A 21,158-nucleotide genomic window follows, 5' to 3' on the forward strand; every position below is an offset into this window, starting at 1 on the left:
ACGAATTTGATAAAATTATTTATTGCTGATCTGTAGGCTCGGCGACTTCTCCCGATACTATACTCTTCATATAACCCTTCTCCAAAAGGAAAGGGATCACGTGTTTCCCCGCTAAATGCACCGCATCTGACGATCCTTTGGTCGATTCTACACGGATACAAACAACCATATTGCCTTTTCCGTTTGCCTCCGGTGCAAAAAATACATACCAGCCATCGTTTACGCTTTTATTTTTAACAATACGCTCGGGCGTACCGCTTTTACCGGCCACTGCTATACCAAGTATAGGCACCTTTGGCGCGCTTTGCGTTATCATATATTGCTTTAGCAGGGCAGCATAATCTGGTTTATCGGCCAGGGTAATGCCGGCCTTTACCGGCATTTTTGTTTTGCCAACATTCAATACAAACCGATTGCCTAATAACACACCATTATTGGCCACACCCGATACCAACCGCGCAACAGATGCGGGGGTAGCAATCAGCTCGCCCTGCCCCCAGGCCATACCCGAAATACCTTTGGCCCTGGTTTTATGAATATTGTTAGGATCGTACCGGGGCTTGGTATTAAACTCGGTTTTACGCCACAGGTTACGCCATTTTTCTTCCTGGGCGTCGTTTTCGGCAGGTTTATTATAATAGTAGCCGCCTACCCCGTGCAAAAACATCCCGGTTTTCATATACAGGTTTACCATATACTCTTCCAGGTGCTGCTGGTTAGCCAGTTTAATAAAATATACGTTGTTTGATTTGGCTATCGCCCGTTCCATGGTAATGATACCGGTTTCGTCCGGCTCGATTCCCTTGGTACGGATACGCTCTTCCATGCTTACGTGATAGGTTACTTTAGATGCATCAATGCCCAGTTTATTAAATGCCGACATGGCTGTTAATACTTTAGCTGTTGAACCCGGCTGCGATGCATAAGTGAAGCCCAGATCGGTGGTGGTCATCCAGTTGGATAGTTTATTCTGGTCTGCTTGCGACATCGTTAGCTGATCCCAGTTGTGCACCGGCGGCAGCGGGTACTGTGCCGATACCAGCACGTCGCCGGTATTGGCCTCCATCACTACAACGGATACGCGGTTATCGTATAGCGAGGTATCGGTAGCGATAGACTGCTGAATTTTTGTTTGCAAATCGGCATCCATCGTCAGCTTAACATCCCGGTTACGGTTTTTAAACGCGGCCACTTCGGGGCCATTAATATCGGCTAACAGCAATGGCGCCAATTCACTATAATCCTTTTTGGCTACGGTCATTTCCTTTACGCCACGAGGTAAAAATCTATCCTCCTGGTAGCGCGAGGCTTTTACATTATAACTGCTGATGGGCATTTTAAAACCACGTAATTCGGCCGCATGTTCATACTCGGCAAAGTAGCCGTTGGTACTGCCATTAAATACACCGGTGTTTACATCACCCGTCCAAAAAAACATTTGTTCTTCAAAGGGATAAAACCGTTCCAGCCGCTTGTGCACTGCCGAATCGAGGTTATAATCTTTTACGCCTGCTACAGCCAGTTTTTTCTGTTGCTTCGCAATAAGTTCTGGCTTACTGGTAGCCAGGATCAATCCGTTCCTGTCAAGTAATGATCCGGCTTGCAGCCTGTTCATCAAAATGGCAATCCTTGGGTTATAGCTGAACATCCGCAGCCCGCTTTTATCAGCTACCAACGCGGGTTTTACCACCCATTTTTTATTATCGGCGCTGTAGCGCGATACATTTACGGTTAACAACACTACGCCTGCTAATGCTGCCGCCAAAGCGGGCACCAGGTTTTTATCCTGTTGTTTGGTAATGTAATCCATTTGTACCTGGCTGCCTTTTACCAATGATACCGACAGTAAAAAACCGGTTGCCAATAAATTAATTACCAACGACGAGCCACCGTAACTTTCAAACGGCAGCGATACGCCCGACAAAGGCAATGCCCCAATAGAGCCGCCAGCTATCAGCAAAAATTGCACAAAGGTACATACGCCAATACCGGCGCTTAAGTAAAACAACAAGGGCGTACCCGTTTGCCGGCCAATAATTATCGACCGGTGTAAAAACAGCAGGAACAATATAAATACGGCCGCCATGCCAGCCCAGCCAAACTCCTCGCCTATTGATGGCAAAATCATGTCGGTATGCGCCTCGGGAATGGTTTTGGCAAAGCCCTGACCAACACCTTCCCCTGTTAAACCACCACCGGCCATAGCCCAAAGGCCGTTGGCTACCTGGTCGCCGCCATAAACTTCATTATTCCACGGATCCTGCCAGATGGCTTTACGCTCAACCAAACGTTCAACCGGGCCGGGAATAATTTTATCCAGGCCGGGAATTTTATCGATGGTTAAAAAAGCGCTAATCACAATCAACGCCATTACGGCCGATTCGCTCAGATATTTCGGTTTCCAAAAACCAACCAAACCTAATATACCAAAAGTAACACCGGCACTTAGCCAAACATTATCAAAAAACCAGGTAATAAGTACAAAAAGCACCACAAAACCTGCCATTGATAAAAAATCGCCACGGGAAAAAGAGAAAAGGATGATAAAAGTAAAACAGATTACCATGGCAGGCCCCAAATCGCCTAAAACCAAAAACAATAACAGCGTTATCAATGTGGCCACGAGCGCCGATGAAAAGAACGACAAGCGTTTACTCCAGCTGGCATACTGGCTGATAAATTTTTCATTCGCGGCGAAAAATCCCGCAAGGAAAATAATCACCAGGTATTTTACAATCTCACTTGGCTGAAAGCCCAACAGGTTTACCTTAACCCCGCTGCCCTCGGGCCCTGTACCAAATAAAATGGTGCTAAACAAAATACCCATCGCCACAACAACCCACGGCCATCCATTTGCAGCGCTACGCACATTTTTGAATACCAGCAAACGATACAAACCCGAGTCGGCAGTAAGTTTGCGCAGGTTGATAAACAGTATAATGCAGATAATGCCTACGCCAATGCCCAGGTAAATAAGCGTATCCTTTGCTAAAAATCTATCTCGTAAAGGGTCCTGCAGGCTTAATAAAGTGAGAAACGAGATCCCGGTAAGTATCATTACCAGGGGCAATATAATTTGATCGGCCTGGGGATAACGGTAACTTAACAGGATATGGATAACAATAAACCCGGCAAAAAAGCTGGCCGCAATAATCCAATACCAAGTGTTAAAATCGTCGATCGTACGTACAATAAACGCCCCCTCTTTTTTAAGGATATTGAAATCGCGGGTTGACAGCAGCTTAATGCTGTGCGGCGCCTGCACAAAATTTATCTTTTTATCGCCATCCAGGTCTACTACGCCCTGCGAACGGCCAAACTCAAAGCCCGGCTGCAGCGGTAATAACTCAAAAGCCTTATCGGTAGGGAGATTTTTAAATTGATAACGACCGGCGGCATCTGTACGGGCAAATGCTGTAAGCGATTGCAATTGCCGCTTTTTATCGGCATTGGCGACAAATACCTTTTTAGCCGTTGGCGAATTTTCAGTGGTGGTGTTTTTGGCGGCCGTTTCCTCGTCGGAATAAATACTGTCTCTTGGCAATATCATATTCAACCTCACCAAAACACCGGCAACCGGCTGTTCCTTGTGGGTTATCTTGCCACTAATGCTATAATCGCCCAGGCCAAGATCGTTTTGGGCGGGAATTTCGGGCGGGTGATTTTTTTCCTGGCTAAACCGGATGGAATCATCCCCGGTATAACCCAACAACTCGCGCGAATCCAATACCCGCTGTCTGAACAATTCGCCGCCTTGTTCTATAGCCTCATCTGCATTAACATAATATTTGCGTTTATTCAGTTCGCCTGCATTATCAAAAGCACCTGCTGAATTTGCTTTGGCGGCAATAACAGATTGAATATAATCCACATCCCTCGGGTCATCAAAATAGTAGCCTTTTTTTAGCAGCGCGGCTACGTTTCCGGCCCTGTTTGGGGCATTCAGATTTACGATGGTGCCATCCTGCAGGCGCTTATCAACATCGGTAAATTTTTGCTGCAAAACAACGTATAACCTACCAAACAGCGTGGCCAGCAAAATACCCGCGAGCAATAAAAACAATCGCTCCAATCGCCTGCCCGGAGGTTTGGGTGTGCCCTTATCCATTATTGTTTGATGGCTTTGGGTAACGAATCTATTTTGAACATGCCACCAAACAACCTGCCCGATACATATTTTTTATCGGGAAACAGATAAGTGGTTTGTACCGGTATGGCACAATTATTAAACTGCACATATTTTAACACCAGGGCATCGTTCTGCGTAACCACGCCGGTTTTAAAGCCGTCAAAGGCAACACTATCCAGCACCACATATTTGGTTTTTGGCGATAACATAAAAGCCGGCCCTTTATAACCCGAATCGGGTTTAAAAACAATTTTGCCTTTAGCTTTTATATACAGGCTATCCCTCCCAATAAAAATAGAATCGCTTAATACTATTGGCTCTTTAAAATCGGTAGCAGAAAGCACCAACGAGTTGCCCTTTAACTTGTTGAGTGTATCCTGCAGCTTTATTTCGCCTGCACTTTTCGGCCTGGCAACAGGCGCGGTGGCAACCGGTTTCCTGTCGTCGTGCTTTAGCTGCTGGTTTATCCAGTATTGCCACACAAATCCGCACAAAACTACCAGGAACAGTATGGCAAGCAAAACTACTGTGCCGCGGTTACTTTTTTGCTTTACAGGCACCGTTTCGGGTCCATCGGGTAGTTTAGGCTGATGCTTAGGGTCTATAACTTCTTCCGCTGCTTTTGACGAAACTACCGGCCGGGTTACATTTTGAACACGCGGAGCCTTGTTGTTATGTACCAACACCACGGTCACGTTATCTTTGCCACCTTTATTATTGGCAGCTTGTATCAGTTTAGCTGCCTTATCTTCCAATTCGCCTTCCCCTGTCAGAATACTTTTTATTAGGTTTTTATCTACCATATCGGTAAGGCCATCGCTGCAAACCAATAACATATCGCCGGGTAAAAATGGCGAATGGCCTGTTTCTACAAAGTCAGCGTCTTTAGCAATATTAGGGTCAAAACCCAGGGCTTTATTAATTTCGTTGCGCTTAGGGTGGTCCATGGCGGCTTCTTCGCTCAACCTGCCCGAGTCTTCCAGGAAGCCTACAAAGGAGTGATCTTTTGAAATTTTAATAAGCGAATTATCGCGCAGCAAATACAAACGGGTATCGCCCACATGGGCATAATAAAACTGGTTATTTTCCAGGTCGACCACCGCAAGCGTAAGTACGCAGGCCATGTTCTGCAACTCTTTATCGGCTATTTTTTTATCATAAATTTGTTTGTTGGCATCAACAAAAGTATTCACCAACAAGGTGCTCACATTGCCCGCTATGTACGATAGATCTTTAATAATGGTCTCGCGCGCAATTTCGGCAGCAACCTCGCCGCCTACATAACCGCCTACCCCATCAATTACGCAGGCCAAAATAAAATTGCCATCATTGGCTTTTTGGGCAATAAAGGTATCCTCATTATTATCCCTCTGCCTGCCGGTATCGGTTAGTCCGAAATAATTATTTGCCATGGCTTGATCTTTTTATGTCGATAAAATGGGCCAGCAATAACAAAACACATATTGCCAGCAGGCCTATTGATAATATTTGTGACATTATGCTTCGGGTTTAAATATGTTGATGCCAATGATACCATTCAGCAATATTTTTGAGTTAAAAGGCAATTCTACCCATTGCGGCGAGTTTACATCGCTGCGGGTAATTTCCTGCTCGTTAATCATGGTCAATTCGCCAAATGATGAAAGGTAAAGCTTACCATCGGCCTTATTCATGCGGATGCGCAGGTGCGGGGTATTTACCCAATCGCTCGGAATTTTAAATACGGCGGCATCTTCGCGCGTTTCTTCGTTGCCCGATACCACTATGTCTTCATTCTTCATCAAAAACTCCACTTTACGCCCTACAAACTGCTTATCTGGCATAATAGTATCCAGCCGGGCTAAAACGGTTTGGCCGGGTTTTACCACATCCTTTTCGTTATAATGCAGGTCGTTAGCGTAAGGTAGTTCGTAATAGCCTTCGCTGTAATAGGTAAAGCCTTTTAAAATATCATTACTAATATCCAAAGTTTGGGCAACGCCGGTATGGCGGGGTATAAAGGTAACGCGCAGGTTCTCTTCTTTTTTATTGCTCCCGGGCAACAGTTTGCCTATAAAGCCCTTGTCGCCCTTTTTATAATCGGGATGTGATACCAGCCTGAACACCCATTTTGAACTTGATGGCTCAACCTTTTTGCCCACTTCCTGGTGTTCGCGTAGCAACTCGTAAAACTTTTTTACCGATTCATGCACAATAATGCCAAACAAACCCGACCTATTGTTGATAAACTCCTGGTAGTCTTCTTCGTTAAAGCTGATAATGTATTCGTGATAAAAAACAACCCTGTCAGCAAATGATAGCTGAGCAACGGATTCTTTAAATTTTTCGATAATGTACAGGTACACATCATCGGGAGTGAGCGTTTTATTTGCTACAGCAGCCACCGCAGCCGCCTTCCCATTCGGCAGAAACCAGTCCTGCAGACCTATTTTTTGCCAAAATGTAGATTTGGATTCCATTAGGTAAATCTTTTTTTAGATGTTAATTATCATTAACTAAAAACTCAATTTTGATGTATCAGCGTTTTTTATGCTATCGCGATAAAACTGCGGATCGGATTTAGACTTGTGTTTTACGCCACGCAGTATCGAATCTGCCAATGAATCCACCTCTGGCGGAATGCTGGCAGCAGGATCATTATTAACCGGCTGTGTTTCTGCCTGAGTATCCTTTTTAACCTGGTTATCTGGTTTGGCCTGTGTACTGCCCTGGCTTAAAGTATCCCTTGGCGGCGGTGTTGATTTAAAAAAAGTATTATAAATACCCTTACGGTGTTTAATGGCCATAACAGACGAAAACCCGGTAAGCGCTACCAACACTACAATTAAACTGATAAACAGCGGCTTGGAAATGCGTACTGCATGCTTGCCTACAACAACAGGTGTTTCGGCGGCTGGATTTACCACATGTACGCCCCTTGCGCTTTCGGCCTCCTGGTAGTAAAGTAACAGCCCCTGAAGGCGCTCATTTTCCTTTAACAATACCGAAGCATTCCAGGAATCATCAACATCCGTACTGTTTACTGCCGATATACTGCTATAAACCAATACCTCCTGCAATTCGATGCCGTTTGCATAGCGGTTTTCGGGCTCTTTTTCCAGACATTTGGCTACAATTTTAAGCAGCCAGGCGGGCACCTGCATTTCGTGCTGTTTCTTTTCGTCGGTCCAGCTGGCAGGCAAATTCTTTTTGCGCAGTTCCATTACATCAGGAACTTCCTTTTCCATATGCGACAGCATTACCGCGTTGCGGGCAGTTTCGCCGTTATCGTTAAGCGGGAAAGGCACCTGGCCGGCAATCAATTCATACAGGATAATACCGTAGCTGTACACATCTGTCTGAAAATACATCAGCCCCTCATTTTGCTCGGGCGCCATAAATTCAATAGCCCCGGCATGCCTGATACTGGTACGGCGCTGATCGTCAGACATAGCCGAGAGGCCAAAATCAAGCAGCACATAGTTACCCGTATGGATATTGAACTTTACGTTATTACTTTTAATATCGCCATGCTTAACCGATACTTTGTGGCAATGCGAGAGCGCATTGGCCAGTTGATCGGCCAGTTTGATGATCTCCTTGATGGTAAAAATGGCCTCATGCGGTGGCTTAAGTAAGTCTTCCAGGTCGGGGCCATCAATATATTCCATTTCGATAAAAGGAAACGAACCACTTTCGGTAATACCCGAATTGAGGATTTTAACCACATTGGGATTGGGCTCTTCGTTTACCTTCTTTAGTTTTTCAACCTCGTTCTGAAAATTTCTGAAATTTTTATCGTCGGTACTCTCCGTATGGATTGGGGTGGGTAATAACTTTACCGCTGTAATGATAGGGCCATAGCGCCTGCCTTTATAAACAGAGCCTTGTCCGCCCGTTCGCAAAGCCCCCATATTCTCCAAACCTTCGGTAATTGTAAATACTTTGCTCATTGAGTTATACTTGCAGTGCTGTAAACATAAATAACAATTGGTTAAGCTTTGTTATCTCAACATAACGCACATGTTGGCGTTTGGTTATAAAAATATGAAAATTTATGTGGATGTGCAGATTTCAGATGTGCAGATTTCAGATGATTTAAATCAGTTTGAAAATTTGAGGATTTGAAAATTTGAAAATAAGATCTACTTATCTAAAATACTGCCTCTCGTCTGCACATTTGAAATTTGCATATCTCCACATCTCCTTTTTCATTTGCACATCTGAAATCTGCACATCATTTTATAACTATTTCATCTACCAATAACCAGGCCTTAGCTCCGGCAATGTATTCGCCGGGTGGGATAATGCCTTTGTTGGTACCTTTTACTCTGACATAGCGGCCCTGCGTTGGTTTAATATCGGCCCTCACCGTGTTAATGCCATTAGCGTTAAACTCGGTTTGCCGGTAAACTTCGGTGTAGTTTTTTCCGTCTTCAGATACTTCAAAAGTCAGTAATGTTGGTTCCCACATTTTTTGCCAGTGGTATTTTAAAATATTGATACCCAACTGCGATATTTTTTGAACCGAACCCAGGTCGACCACGGCGTCCAGGTCATTTCCATTGAAGCCATACCATTGGCCATCGTTGTATAATTTGCTGCCAAAAAGTCCATTCACCAATCCGAAGGTATTGCCGGGATTATAAGCTCCCTGCGGTTGATTGGCAAGAGTTACCGTTTTACCAATGCCTTTGTGAATGGCAAAACTTTTTTCGTACACCCGCCCGGTTATTTTGCCATTACCAAATACCGCGGCTTTTATGGTACCCGATCGGGTTATAGTTAAGGCCTTGTTATAAACTTTGCTACCTAAGCCCGGTGCCGATCCATCGGTGGTATAAAATATTTTTCCGCCAGGCAAAGTGGTGCTTAAGCTAAGCGACACCTGGTGGCCTGCGGTTTCACTTACGTTATCCGTTATCTCATCAAATGTAATCGCTGCATTAATGTTCAGCTTTTTAAGCATCGGCTGTTCGTACCTTAACCGCTTCAAAAAGCCATCGTAATCCTTGTTTTCTTTAGTCGACCAGGCTACCTCGGCCAAAGCCAGCATCCTGGGGAACAGTTGTCGCTCGGCCCGGGCGGGGCTGGGCAGGTATTCGCTCCAGGCATTGGCCTGCACGCCTTTGATGTACCGGGCTTCATCGCCAGATAGTTGGTTTGTTAAAGGTTCGTAGTTATACACTTTGCTTAGCGGGGTATAGCCGCCGGCTGTTATCGGTTCGCCTGGGTATAACGACTGATAATAGTCCAGGTAAACATATTTTTCGGGCGTCATGATGGCATTGTGGTGTTGTTTGGCAGCGGCTATGCCCCCTTCCTCTCCCGTCCAGCTCATTACGGTTGCGCCGGGGGTTAAACCGCCTTCCAGGATCTCGTCCCAACCAATAATCTGCCTGCTCTTGCTGTTCAGGTATTTTTCCATCCGGCCCATGAAATAGCTTTGCAGTTCATGTTCATCCTTCAAATGCTCATCCTTAATACGTTTCTGGCATTTGGGGCATGTTTTCCATTTGGTTTTGGGACATTCGTCGCCACCTATATGAATATATTTTGAAGGGAAAAGTGGCAATACTTCGTCAAGCACATTTTGCAGAAAGGTAAAGGTTTCATCGTTACCAGCACAATATACGTCATCAAATATGCCCCAATATGTAGCCGTTTTATAGGGACCACCGGTGCAACCCAATTGCGGGTAAGCTGCCAATGCCGCCAGCGCGTGCCCCGGCATTTCAATTTCGGGGATAACGCTGATATGTCGCTCTGTAGCATATTTCACTATGGCTTTAACCTCTTCCTGGGTGTAATAACCGCCATAGCGTTTGCCATCAAAAAGGTGAGGGCTATCACGCTTGTGGCCTATTATGGTTTCATCCCTGTAGGCCGATATACTTTGTAAAAGCGGGTATTTTTTAATTTCTATGCGCCAGCCCTGGTCGTCGGTAAGGTGCCAGTGAAAGGTATTGATCTTATAGAGGGCCAGTATATCGATCCATTTTTTGATGTCATCCGCAGCAAAAAAGTGGCGGCTTACATCCAGCAGCATACCCCGGTAGGCAAAGCGTGGATGATCTTGAATGGTACAGCTCTCAACGGTTATTTTACCGTCAGACGAGCGTAATAGCTGAATAAGTGACTGCAGTCCATAAAATACGCCAGCCTCGTCATGACCCCAGATGTTAATTTGCTTTGATGTTACCACCAGTTCATAACCTTCATTATCAGCAACTTTAGAGGAATCGATTTTCAGAATGATAGTGCCTTTGCTTTTCACTTTAAGCTGATAGCCGGCAAGCGATTTAAAATACCTGTTAAAAAATATAAGGTTGCCTGTTTTGATTCCAGGCCCGATAGTTATACCGGTCGCTGCCGAAAAGGTAAACGATCCGCCATTCCTTTCAAACTGATACGGCTGCGGTATTACCCCCTGTTGTTTAATTTGTGCCGATGAATAACCGGCAATTAATACCAAGCTTAAGATAGTTAACAGGAATTTGTATGGGTGTATCAGCTTTATCATGAATACAGATTTGCAAAGCCTAATATAGCCGATTATAGGTATTTACGCGCTAATTATGAAAATTACAGGCTGCCAATAGCTTTGCGATAATTAGTAATGGCTGTAGCGATAGATTTTACAATAGCATCCTGCCCGTCGGGCGAGTTGAGGTAATCCTCTTCTTCGGGGTTGTTAATAAAACCTGTTTCGATAAGTACGGCAGGCATGGCGCTATGGGCCAGCACCAGTACCCCCTGCTCCTTCACCCCTTCGCTTGGGCGGCCGTCAAAATCAGTAAACTCGGCATTCAGCAGATCGCCAAAAAGGATACTTTGTTTGCGGTATTTTTGAATATAGGCGTTCAGGATAATGGCGTTTGACGGGTCGGATTCATCATAGCTTTCGTAGTTTTGCTTGTAGTCCTTTTCCTGGAAAATAGACGCATTTTCACGCACAGCCTCCTCCTGTTCTTTCAGCCGGTGAAAGCCGTAAACCAGCAACAACACCCCCTTGCGTTTATGGGCCGAAGCCGCATTTCCCTCGGGCGATGAGTTGCAGTGGATAGAAACAAACAGGTTACCATGCGCCTGGTTAGCTATGTTTGATCGTTGATTGAGGGGGATAAACGTATCATCGGTACGGGTCATCAGGGCGGTAAGGTCCCTCATGCCGGTATCAATATAAAGTTTCAGTTTTTTTGCAATGGCCAGCGTCACGTTTTTTTCAACTGAGTACGATCCGCGGGCGCCGGGATCTTTACCGCCATGCCCGGCATCAATAATAACCGTCTTAAACCTGAAGCCCGAACCTGCGGGGATGGAATCTCTTTGCTGTGCCCGGGAGTTTAAATAAAACAAGCAAATTCCTATACAAAACCCAATTATTCTTGAAATTTTCTTGATATATCTCATCTTTTTACCGCCTTTTTGCTGCATTTTGGGCACAAGCCGGTAGCATATAGTGTAAAACCCCGGGGCTCAAAACCCGGTGGCAGGGTTATGGCGGGAAGGTGCAAATCGTCAAGGCAGTATACGTTTTTGCATTGGGTGCAGTTGAAGTGCAGGTGCTCGTCATGATGATGGCCTTCGTCGCAACTTGACGAGCAGAGGGCGTAATTGGCCGTGCCGTTTAAATCAAACACTTTGTGAATAATGCCTTTTTCTTCAAAAGTATTCAGAATGCGGTATAGGGTAACCCGGTCAATATCGTCCATAACACTCTCCAAATCAGGCTGTGAGGTGGCGGCGCTGCGGGCCGACATCATAGACAATACCCTAAGCCGGGGGGCAGTCTTCTTTAAATGATGCCTGTTCAGCAGATCCTCGAAGTGAAAGTTATTACGGGCTGGTTCCATCTAAGTTTACCGGGGTGTATACGTGCAAATATATACAACGTTGCATTACGGGAGAAATTATAGTGATGCTGTTGCACAGCTGTCCGGGTTTTCCGGGATACAAAAGTTTTCGGGTTCAGGTAGGCAGCGGTTTGAACAGCGGCGAAGACTTACCCCGTCCACGCCGCGCTGGCCGACGCCTGCCTTATACTAAATGATGAGCCCGTTCGCTAATGGCTTAGGAAAGTTTTTTTGGAGAAGAAGGCCGCATAACAAAACCGCTTTTTATATTTTTATCATCAACAAAGTGTGTGTACCAATACGGGCTGACACACCCTGAAACGCCCTGGTACTGGGTGAAACACCCTGGTACGGGGTGAAACACCTTGGTACGGGGTGAAACACCCTGGTACGGGGTGGCACACCACCTACAGTTAATGTTTTTAATTTAAATTAAAAAATATCCTTTTCGCACAAAAACGATAAAACGCAAAGCAATTTCTCTTTTTCTTTACTTATCAGCGCCTGTCTAAATTTGGTTTACGAATGTTTTTATGCTACTAATGGAGAGGCCACAACCTGTTTCGCATGTCGGCTAAGACTCACCCGGTCGAGGCTGCGCCCGACCACCCTCTCTCCGGCTTACGCCGCAAAGAGGGTGAAACTCATTTTTTTCCTTTTCCTCCCCTCTATGCGACGCAGTCGGAGAGAGGGGAAGACGGGCGTAGCCTCGTCGGGGTGAGTCGTCGCCGCTATGCGATAAGCGCCATTCCCTTCCAGATTCCACCAAGTTCTCGCTCCCCAGGCGCAACATCAACCAAAAAACAATGCCCTGCAACAGCTTTTCGCTATCGCAGGGCAATGCCATTCTGAACTTATATAGTTTACTTAAAACCCATATCGTAACCCTACCTGGAACTGGTATGGGTTACCGCTTAAGCCGGATACACCTGCATTGGTGTTTACGGTATAGGCGTACTGTTTATTTACAGCGTCGAAGCTTTTAATGGTGTAAATTGATGTAGTGCCAAGATTATGGTTTACGCCCCAGTTTTTGTCGATTAAATTGCTGACGTTAAACAGATCGACTGATATCTCCAGGTATTGTTTTTTCAGGATTTGTACCCGTTTAATCAGCCTCAGATCTATTACACCGTAAAACGGGTTAACCCCACCGTTACGTTCTGCTATTTTGCCAAAGCTTTTTTCGATATAATCTTTCATCCCTTTTTCAACCTTGGGGTTATTTAATATCGCATTGATACCATCTTTTAAATATTGCGGCGTAGATGCGGAGTTAGGATTATAGATGTAAGCAAGATCGTTACTGGCCACAAAGTCGCCATTAACGTTGCCGTTTACTGTTAATGAATACCTGGTGCCGCTTATGCCCGAGAACCGTAAACCGGCGCTAAAACCATGAAACGTTGGCGAGCTGCCATAAAACACCACCTTATTGCGAAACTGGTTATCAGAATAGTTCATGCTGCTTAGGTTGCGCGGATCGTCTTTTACATATTGCACCAGGGTTGCGGTGTTTGCCACGTTTCCGTTGTACGAGGTATTGTCTTTGGTTTGGTTCCAGGTGTAAGAGAAGGATATTTCACCCTGTTTATAATACCTGTAATCGGCATCAATAACAAACGCCACCTGGTTTACTTTTCCCAGGCTTTCCAATTCCAGCACCCGGCCAACTTCGGTAGTTTTGCGCCCCTGTGTCCAATCGGCCGATCCGTTTGCTGCGTTAATTGTACCTGCCGGAACGTATACGCCCCTGTTATCTTCGGCCGCAATGCGGAAATAGGGTTCGTCTACCATATTTTTATCCACGTAGGTGTAGTTATTGCGGCCAAGGCTTAGGTAAGCGCTGGCGGTAACACGAAAGTTTTGCGCAAAAAAGTGAGAATATGAGGCATTGGCCTTGTAAACCGTAGGTACTTTGGCATCTTTTCCATTCATGTTAATGGTTGCCATCTTTGGTATCGCAGGATTATTGAGCAGGTCCTGGCCGGGCGCTGTCGACGGATCTTTACGATAAGCCGGAAAATTTGGCGTGGGTACCAGGCTACCGGTTACATCAACGCTTTGGATATGCGAGCCATCAAACAGCATATTGTTAATCATGGAGTACGGGTTAAGCGCCGAGCCTAAAATACCGCCTCCAAACCTTATGATATCTTTCCCGTTTTGCCCTAAATCCCAGGTTGCCTGTAAACGGGGCTGAATTTGCAGGGTAGCCAGCTTGTTAGATGTGTTTAGGCCCAATGTACGGTAAACTACATCATTAAAATTCGCCTTATCAAGGTAATCGGTATAATCGGCACGGATACCGGCGGTTAAATCAAACCCGGGAAATAACGTGGTTTGGGCCTGTACATACAGGTTGGGCGCAAGAATGTTGAATTTGATATTATGATCTGCCGAGACATAAATATCCTTGGCAAAACGGTAAGGTGTAAGGTTATTGAAATTGGTGAGCCCGGTAAAATAAAAACGCCCGTTGGTTTCGCTGCCATAAATCGAATTCTGGTTGGTAAATGACAAGCCGCCTCCTAAAGTAAAGTTAAATTTGCCTTTTGTCCAGTATACGTTATCAGTAAGCTGCGCTACGTTATTGTTAAAATAATCGCCGCCGTAACGTTGCCCGCCCAATTGTATGGCCGTTGAATAGGTTGATCCGTTTGCCGCTGTCGAAGAGATATTCTGTACTATAGCGCGCGGAATATTGTCGGCAGGCAGCTGGCTGTTGGCAAACATTTTATTGTATTCCCAATAGTGCTGTACTTTCAGTTCGTTGGTTAAGGTTGGGCTCAGAATACTGCGCAACGAGGCCATTACACTATTGTTCAAACTTTTACGGGTGCTATACACCTCGTAAATATTAATGGCCGTGTTATCGCCATCCGATTGATTATCCAGGTCGTAAATAAAGTTATCGCGAATGGTAAGCAGGTTTTTAGCGTTGATCTGCCAGTCAATCCGGGCGAAACCCGCATGGGTATTTTTAAATTTATCAAACTGGCCCACCTGCGGCGAATTGGCAACACCGTATTTTGTGCGCGCTATTGATAAAAAGTTATCCAGTGTAGCCTGGGTTACGTTGTAACGTTTTTCATCATCGGCAGATTGAATATTGGCTATATATAATGGCCGTGAATCTGCCTGGTGGTCCCAGGCGATAAAAAACTGCGCCTTATCTTTAACTATAGGGCCACCCAAAGAAAAGCCATATTGATAAGTAGAGAACGCCTGGTTACGTTTTAAGCCGTTTAAGCCATAGGGGCTTGAAAGCCAGTTGGCACGCGCGTAGGTAAAAGCGCTTCCCGAAAGTACGTTGGTACCTGATTTGGTTACCGTACTGATAGTACCCCCACCGGCATTACCGTAAGTAACATCATAGGCATTGGTAACCACCTGGAATTCGCGCACGGCTTCCAGCGATATAGAGTAAGCGCCGGTTGGCTGCCCGCCAGATATGGTGCCGCGTGCCGCCATACCGTCAATAGTATAATTGGTTGCCGATGCCAGCTGGCCATTTAAGCTGCCGCCCGAACTAAGTGGCGATAAATCTGCCAGGGTGGTAAAATTACGACCGTTTACCGGCAGCTTCGCGATGTCTTTAGCGGTAACAGCTGTAGATGAGCCAATATTTTCAATTTTGTTGCGCGTGGTGGCCGATTTAATTTCGACCACGTTAAGCTCATGAACTTTGTCTTCCATCACAAATGCAACCTGTAGCAGGTCGCCCTGGTTAAGTGCAAAGTCGGTTTGTTTTTGCGGCGCCATACCCATAGCTTCTACAGTAATGCTATAGGGCGAACCGAGTGGAAGCTCTTTTAAAAGGAAAGCTCCTTTTGAATTGGTTGTAGTTTTGATCATGAACCCAGTCGACTCATTTTTCACCGTAACGGTTGCATTAGATAAAAGCGTGCCGCCAGGGCCGGATACTTTGCCGGAAATACCGGCCAGGTTAGTTTGTGCCTGGCCTGTTGTAACCAACAGGAAGCAGGCTATGCCCAACAGGCATATTTTTTGCAGGATAGTTTTGTATAAAGTCAGCATTTCTTAAGTATTAGTTAGCCGCAAAGGTGTACCTGCCGTGTTAACCAAAGATTCTCTAACTATTAACCTTAAGTAGTGATTGTTTAATCTAAATGTTAATTTTATTGAATTTGAGTAGGTAAATTCATTAAATGATAATGGCCAATTTGTTGTTTCTAATATTTATTAAGCTTACCCAAACGGGTTACCTAATTATCTCTCCCGGTATTAAGATCAAATACTTTTATGGAAGAGCGAAAAACGGCAGCTGTTATGTTAGGCATTATTGCTTTAATTGTTATTTTCTTTACCGTGATGCTGCCCGCGATTAATGATAACAGTACGCAAACCCTCGCCTTCAAAAACTGCGCCGTACATTTTAAATATAACAGTCGCGAACCAGGCCCGGATCTGTACCGGGCTTCACAAAATAAATTAGCGCATTGTTTATGTAAAAGCTATCAGCAAAACCCGGATACAGCCGTAGGCAACCATATCATCAAAATTTACCGGGAATATGGCAACCATTACGGCGCCGATAGTGTTCGCAGATATAAAAATATTGACAGCATTATTAAGCACAGGAACGATGTGTTAGATACGCTTGTTCTTGTAGATTAGCGTTGGTAGTTAAGTACCCCCTAAAAGCCCCGTTTATACGAAACAATCACAATATCTTACACCCCCACCTCTTCCCTGTTATACTTCGCCCTATAATCCAACGGCGACAGGCCTGTAATTTTTTTAAACACCTCCCTGAAGGCTTTATCATCGGCATAGCCAACTTCATTCATTACTTCAAAAATACTTTTGCGGCCTTTTTCCAGGGTGCTTTTGGCTACTTCTACCTTTACACGCTGCAGGTACTCTACCGGGGTATTGCCCGTGGCTTTAATAAAGCGCCTGTCGAAATTCCGGCGGCTGATGGCCAGTTTAGCGGCTAATCCTTCGAAAGAAATTTTTTCGCTTAAATTTTCTTCTATAAAAGATTGGGCTTTGCCAATCAGTTCATCTCCATGATTTTTCTGTATCTGAAAAATATTAAAGGGCGATTGCGATGTCCGGTCCATATCAATCTGGAATACTTTGGAGCAGTATATAGCTGTTTGCCTGTCAAAATATTTTTCGACCAGGAAAAGCACCAGGTTCAAAAAGGAGTAAGCACCACCATTGGTGTAAATGCCCTGCCCAACCGTAAGCAGTTTATCGGTATGCAGGTCGACGTTGGGGAACAGGCGCTTAAAAGCAGTTGCCGCATTCCAATGGGTGGAGCAGGTTTTGCCATCGAGCAGGCCGGTAGCAGCCAACAAAAAAGCGCCGGTGCAAATACTGGCTATTTCGGCTCCGCGTTCATATTGTTCGCCAATCCAGCTGATGAGGCCGGCGTTCTCTTTAAGTACCCGGTCGTACTCGTGTGAAACGGAGGGAATGATAAGCAAATCCGTTTTTTGTATCTCTTCAATACTTACCGGGAAAATAGAAAAGAAGCCGCCATCCAGTTTCAATTCTGTTTCAAAACCGGCTATGCGCACTTCCATCATAGGCCGGTGCCCCAGTTGCTGCCAATAGCCATTGGCGCGGTTAAGGATTTGAAAAGTACCCACTACGCTGGCCAGGTTGGCATACCCTTTGGGAACTATGATGATCACTTGCTTCATGACATTTATTTTGAATAAAGATAGCTAACCTTCCCGTCCAAATCAACCCGTCACAATGTCCATATTACACCCTGCGTTTACAATATCAGGGCGTTAAATTTGCTATATTCAATTCCAAATCAAATCAATAACCTATTAAAAATGACAACAGCAGATTTTTCAACCACCCTGTTGGTTGACCAAAGGCCCGAGGAAGCATTTAATGCCATCAACAACGTTCGCGGATGGTGGTCGGAAGAAATTGAAGGCGATACCAGCAAACTGAATGATGAGTTTAATTACCATTTTGAAGACATTCATACCTGCAAAATAAAACTGGTAGAAGTTATTCCTAACCAAAAGGTAGTTTGGCTGGTGCTGGATAACTATTTTAAATTTACACGGGATAAAACCGAATGGACAGACACAAAAATTAGTTTCGGGATTTCGGAACAAGATGGTAAAACGAAGATCGTTTTCACCCATCATGGCCTGGTGCCCGAATACGAGTGTTTCGAGATTTGCCAGGGCGCGTGGACCAATTATATCCAGAACAGCCTGGCCAGCCTGATTGCTACAGGTAAAGGATTGCCTAACGCAGCCGGTACCGCACGAACAGAAGACGAAGAGAAACTCCTGGCCGAAAAAAAATAAGCCGGCAAACCACATTATCTTCAATACACCATGAACAATTATCAAAAAAGCATCACCATAAACAAATCAGCCGATGAAGTTTACGCCGCCATTACCCGGCATATTGCCGATTGGTGGAGCGATGACCTAAACGGCACCACCGCCCGCACCGGCGACCAATATGATATTGCCTTTGGAAAAACCAAAAAAACCTTCAGTATCATTGAAGCAGTGCCCAATAACCGTGTAGTATGGCGGTGCGACAAAGCACATATAGATATGGCTGCCCTAACAAACAAGGCAGAATGGGTAGGCACCAAACTGATATGGACCATAAGCGTCGATAACCAGGGCGCAGCCCTGATTTTTTTACACGAGGGCTTAAACCCAGGTTTTGAATGCTATAACGTATGCGAGGCTGGCTGGGATTATTTTATAGATAGCCTGCATGCTTTTTTAACCACCGGAAGCGGGACCCCGTACCGCAAACAACAGGTAGTATCAAATTGATAGTGAACAAACCAGGCCGCCACGCAACAGGTTGGCGGCATTGTTAAAAAATGCGCAGGCAACTGTTCTGTAGTTATTTGGCCTTATTAAAAATAAAGAATAATTTTATAATATAAAGCGCGGCCGCTTTGTGAAACCATCGTATGTATTCGGAAGAAGTAAAAAAGCGGAGGAGTGTGCGGTTCCTTCCTTGGGGAAGGAGGAGGTAGGGGTTAAATCAAGCGTTTAGTACACGCTCGATAATTACGCGGCGCCCCCCCTCCCATTGAGCTACTGTGTATACACATCTTTTGGAAACGTACCAATAATAAAAAAAATGTCATTTCGAGCGAACCGGGGAGGGCTTGGGTGTTGGCGTGAGGAGAAATCCTATACGTCATGCTTGCAAATTTGCATGGTTGAATGCATAACGTATAGGATTTCTCCTCGTACCTCGTTCGACATTTTCTTTTGTTTTAAAGATGTGTACATACGGTAGCCAAAGGAAAGGGAATTAAAAATCTTCTAAATACATGAAGAAACCACCAATATTAAAACCATGAAAACAACCTTATTTTGCCTGTTCTTTTTTATAACCTTTCATTTTCATGATGCCCAGGCATATCAGCCAATGAGGGACTTAAGCTTGCATCGGCCGAAAACAATGCCGAGTACATCCGGATGAATAAAGAAGTATTACATGATGCCGGAACAAACTGATAACATTGCCCGCATGAGGCAAAGAGACTGAGCACGAGCCAATCCTCCAAAACATTAAATCAATTTTCCTTATTATTTCAAACCAGCTTTCAACTAAAACAAGTAAATTGGGATGCCGATAAGGTAACAGCCTTTCGTATGTTCAACCTTTGGCATGTTAATTCCGTTTAACTGTAAAGTTTGATTACTATAAGGTGAATGTTCTGTGGAATAAATTAATTGGCGATAAACCCGACTTCGCTTTAGAAGGGCGTATCTTCCATTCTGTTTGTATTATTGTAATGTTTGGGCTTGGGCTCAACATCCCTTTCAATTATATGATTGGGCTGCCCAAACTGGCCGGGCTTATGTTTGTGGTATTGCTGGTGGTAGCTGTGGCCTACTATATATCCCGTTTTCATAAAATGCTCGGCCTGGCAATTGTGGCGTTCCAGGTTATTAACAACCTGATGCTAATAGCCAATTATTACGACAATTCGGGCCTCAATGGCCCTACCCTGGCTATATTCCTGCTATCGTTTATTATAGCAGTATCAATCATCCCGCAAAAACAATACGCCATATGGCTTCCATTAAACATATCGGTAATGCTTTTGCTCATTTACTGGGAAGCGGCTCACCCCGACTGGATCAGGGATACCTACCCTAACAAAACTAATCGCTTTACAGATTTTGCGTACAGCTACATTATTATAGCCGCGCTTATTTTTTTTATCATTGCTTTTATCCGGAGTGCTTACCACCAGGAACGCCGACGGGCCGAGCATGAAGCTACAGAACTGGCTGCAAGCAACGAAACCAAGAACAAATTGCTATCTATCCTGGCACATGACCTTAAGGAACCCTTAGCTTCGGTACAGGGTTTCCTGGAATTACTTACCTATTATAAACTGGACGAGACAGAAAGGCGGAACATTGAGAATGAATTGCTAAACCGTACCCGGGATACCTCGCAAATGCTGGGTAACGTGCTTTCCTGGACAAAAAGCCAGATGGGAGGTGTACAGGTGCAGTTGATGCCTTTGCAGTTATTGCGTGCACTGGATGGTACTTTACAGTTATTAAAAAGTATTTCGGCCGAGAAGCAGATTGAGCTACAGTATGATATAGACGAGGCCATTTGGGTTACTGCCGATACCGACATGCTGCAACTGGTTGTCAGGAACGTGGTAATGAATGCCATTAAATTTACCTTCCCGGGCGGTAAGGTTATTATAAGCGCCACTACAAGCGATGGCAAATGCACTATCGCGATAGCCGACAATGGCATCGGGATCCCGGCCGAAAAACAGGCTAAATTATTTTCGATAAGCGAACAGGTTACTTATGGCACAGGTAAAGAAAAAGGTGCCGGCCTTGGCCTGGTGCTTTGCAAAAACTTTGTAGAACTACAGGGGGGCAACATTTGGTTCAAGAGCGAACCAGGGCTGGGCAGTACCTTTTTTATCAGCCTTAATTATAGCCCGCAGGCAACAATCACCTATAATTCTCCCGGGCCCCTGGTGCAGTCTGCCGCAAAACCCATTTAGGCAGGAGCCCCCCGCATAGGATGTATCAACAGTTAACCTGGCATACTTTTTAAGCGTAGCTGCAATCTTCGGTAGTTACTATGCGAGTGGCTGTTAAAAAAATTTTAGTCCAAAAACATATTTATTGGTAAGTACGTTGCATTTTTGTAACACACAAAAACATCAA

Annotated in this window: 13 protein-coding genes; 4 read left to right on the plus strand and 9 right to left on the minus strand. The window is 44.9% G+C overall.

Annotated elements, in window-relative coordinates; genetic code table 11:
* Window positions 1-19: 19 nt before the first annotated feature.
* From PQ469_RS21240 to PQ469_RS21275, 8 genes are all read right to left on the minus strand, one after another.
* Window positions 20-4,108 carry an FtsW/RodA/SpoVE family cell cycle protein gene (locus PQ469_RS21240; protein ID WP_274209469.1) on the minus strand — a complete coding sequence of 1,363 codons (4,089 nt, stop codon included), beginning with the start codon at window positions 4,106-4,108 and terminating at the stop codon, window positions 20-22.
* Entirely contained in the window at window positions 4,108-5,541 is a 1,434-nt protein-coding gene (locus PQ469_RS21245; RefSeq protein ID WP_090653188.1) for a protein phosphatase 2C domain-containing protein, read from the minus strand. The genes PQ469_RS21240 and PQ469_RS21245 overlap by 1 nt, the downstream gene beginning before the upstream one ends.
* 84 nt (window positions 5,542-5,625) lie before the next feature.
* Complete coding sequence (locus PQ469_RS21250; RefSeq protein WP_090653187.1) at window positions 5,626-6,588, minus strand: hypothetical protein; 963 nt, start codon at window positions 6,586-6,588, stop codon at window positions 5,626-5,628.
* Between the two features lie 36 nt (window positions 6,589-6,624).
* The gene (locus tag PQ469_RS21255) at window positions 6,625-8,061 is read right to left on the minus strand and encodes a serine/threonine protein kinase (RefSeq protein WP_274209470.1); all 1,437 of its coding nucleotides are present in this window, start codon (window positions 8,059-8,061) and stop codon (window positions 6,625-6,627) included.
* 284 nt (window positions 8,062-8,345) lie between these two features.
* Window positions 8,346-10,631: a glycoside hydrolase family 20 protein gene (locus PQ469_RS21260; protein ID WP_274209471.1), complete on the minus strand. Its 2,286-nt coding sequence runs from the start codon at window positions 10,629-10,631 to the stop codon at window positions 8,346-8,348.
* 62 nt (window positions 10,632-10,693) lie between these two features.
* A complete protein-coding gene (locus PQ469_RS21265) occupies window positions 10,694-11,521 on the minus strand; it encodes an N-acetylmuramoyl-L-alanine amidase family protein (protein ID WP_274209472.1) in 828 nt (275 codons plus the stop codon).
* Window positions 11,518-11,964 (minus strand): Fur family transcriptional regulator, encoded by a 447-nt coding sequence (locus PQ469_RS21270; RefSeq protein WP_274209473.1) that lies wholly within the window; start codon window positions 11,962-11,964, stop codon window positions 11,518-11,520. Before PQ469_RS21270 ends, PQ469_RS21265 begins: the two co-directional genes overlap by 4 nt.
* A gap of 867 nt (window positions 11,965-12,831) precedes the next feature.
* A complete protein-coding gene (locus PQ469_RS21275) occupies window positions 12,832-16,005 on the minus strand; it encodes a TonB-dependent receptor (RefSeq protein ID WP_274209474.1) in 3,174 nt (1,057 codons plus the stop codon).
* A 225-nt stretch (window positions 16,006-16,230) separates the two neighbouring features.
* Between PQ469_RS21275 and PQ469_RS21280 the strand changes: the two genes are divergently transcribed.
* A complete protein-coding gene (locus PQ469_RS21280) occupies window positions 16,231-16,605 on the plus strand; it encodes a hypothetical protein (RefSeq protein WP_274209475.1) in 375 nt (124 codons plus the stop codon).
* A 56-nt stretch (window positions 16,606-16,661) separates the two neighbouring features.
* Here the strand turns inward: PQ469_RS21280 and PQ469_RS21285 are convergent, their stop codons facing one another.
* Window positions 16,662-17,642 (minus strand): GlxA family transcriptional regulator, encoded by a 981-nt coding sequence (locus PQ469_RS21285; RefSeq protein ID WP_274209476.1) that lies wholly within the window; start codon window positions 17,640-17,642, stop codon window positions 16,662-16,664.
* Window positions 17,643-17,783: 141 nt separating this feature from the next.
* Between PQ469_RS21285 and PQ469_RS21290 the strand changes: the two genes are divergently transcribed.
* From PQ469_RS21290 to PQ469_RS21300, 3 genes are all read left to right on the plus strand, one after another.
* Window positions 17,784-18,275, plus strand: coding sequence for an SRPBCC domain-containing protein (locus PQ469_RS21290; RefSeq protein ID WP_274209477.1), 492 nt, complete (start codon window positions 17,784-17,786; stop codon window positions 18,273-18,275).
* A 30-nt stretch (window positions 18,276-18,305) separates the two neighbouring features.
* Window positions 18,306-18,764, plus strand: a complete 459-nt coding sequence (locus PQ469_RS21295; RefSeq protein ID WP_274209478.1) for an SRPBCC family protein — start codon at window positions 18,306-18,308, stop codon at window positions 18,762-18,764.
* An 893-nt stretch (window positions 18,765-19,657) separates the two neighbouring features.
* The gene (locus tag PQ469_RS21300; protein WP_274209479.1) at window positions 19,658-20,992 is read left to right on the plus strand and encodes a sensor histidine kinase; all 1,335 of its coding nucleotides are present in this window, start codon (window positions 19,658-19,660) and stop codon (window positions 20,990-20,992) included.
* Window positions 20,993-21,158: the final 166 nt, after the last annotated feature.

Source organism: Mucilaginibacter sp. KACC 22773, assembly GCF_028736215.1.
GTDB lineage: Bacteria > Bacteroidota > Bacteroidia > Sphingobacteriales > Sphingobacteriaceae > Mucilaginibacter.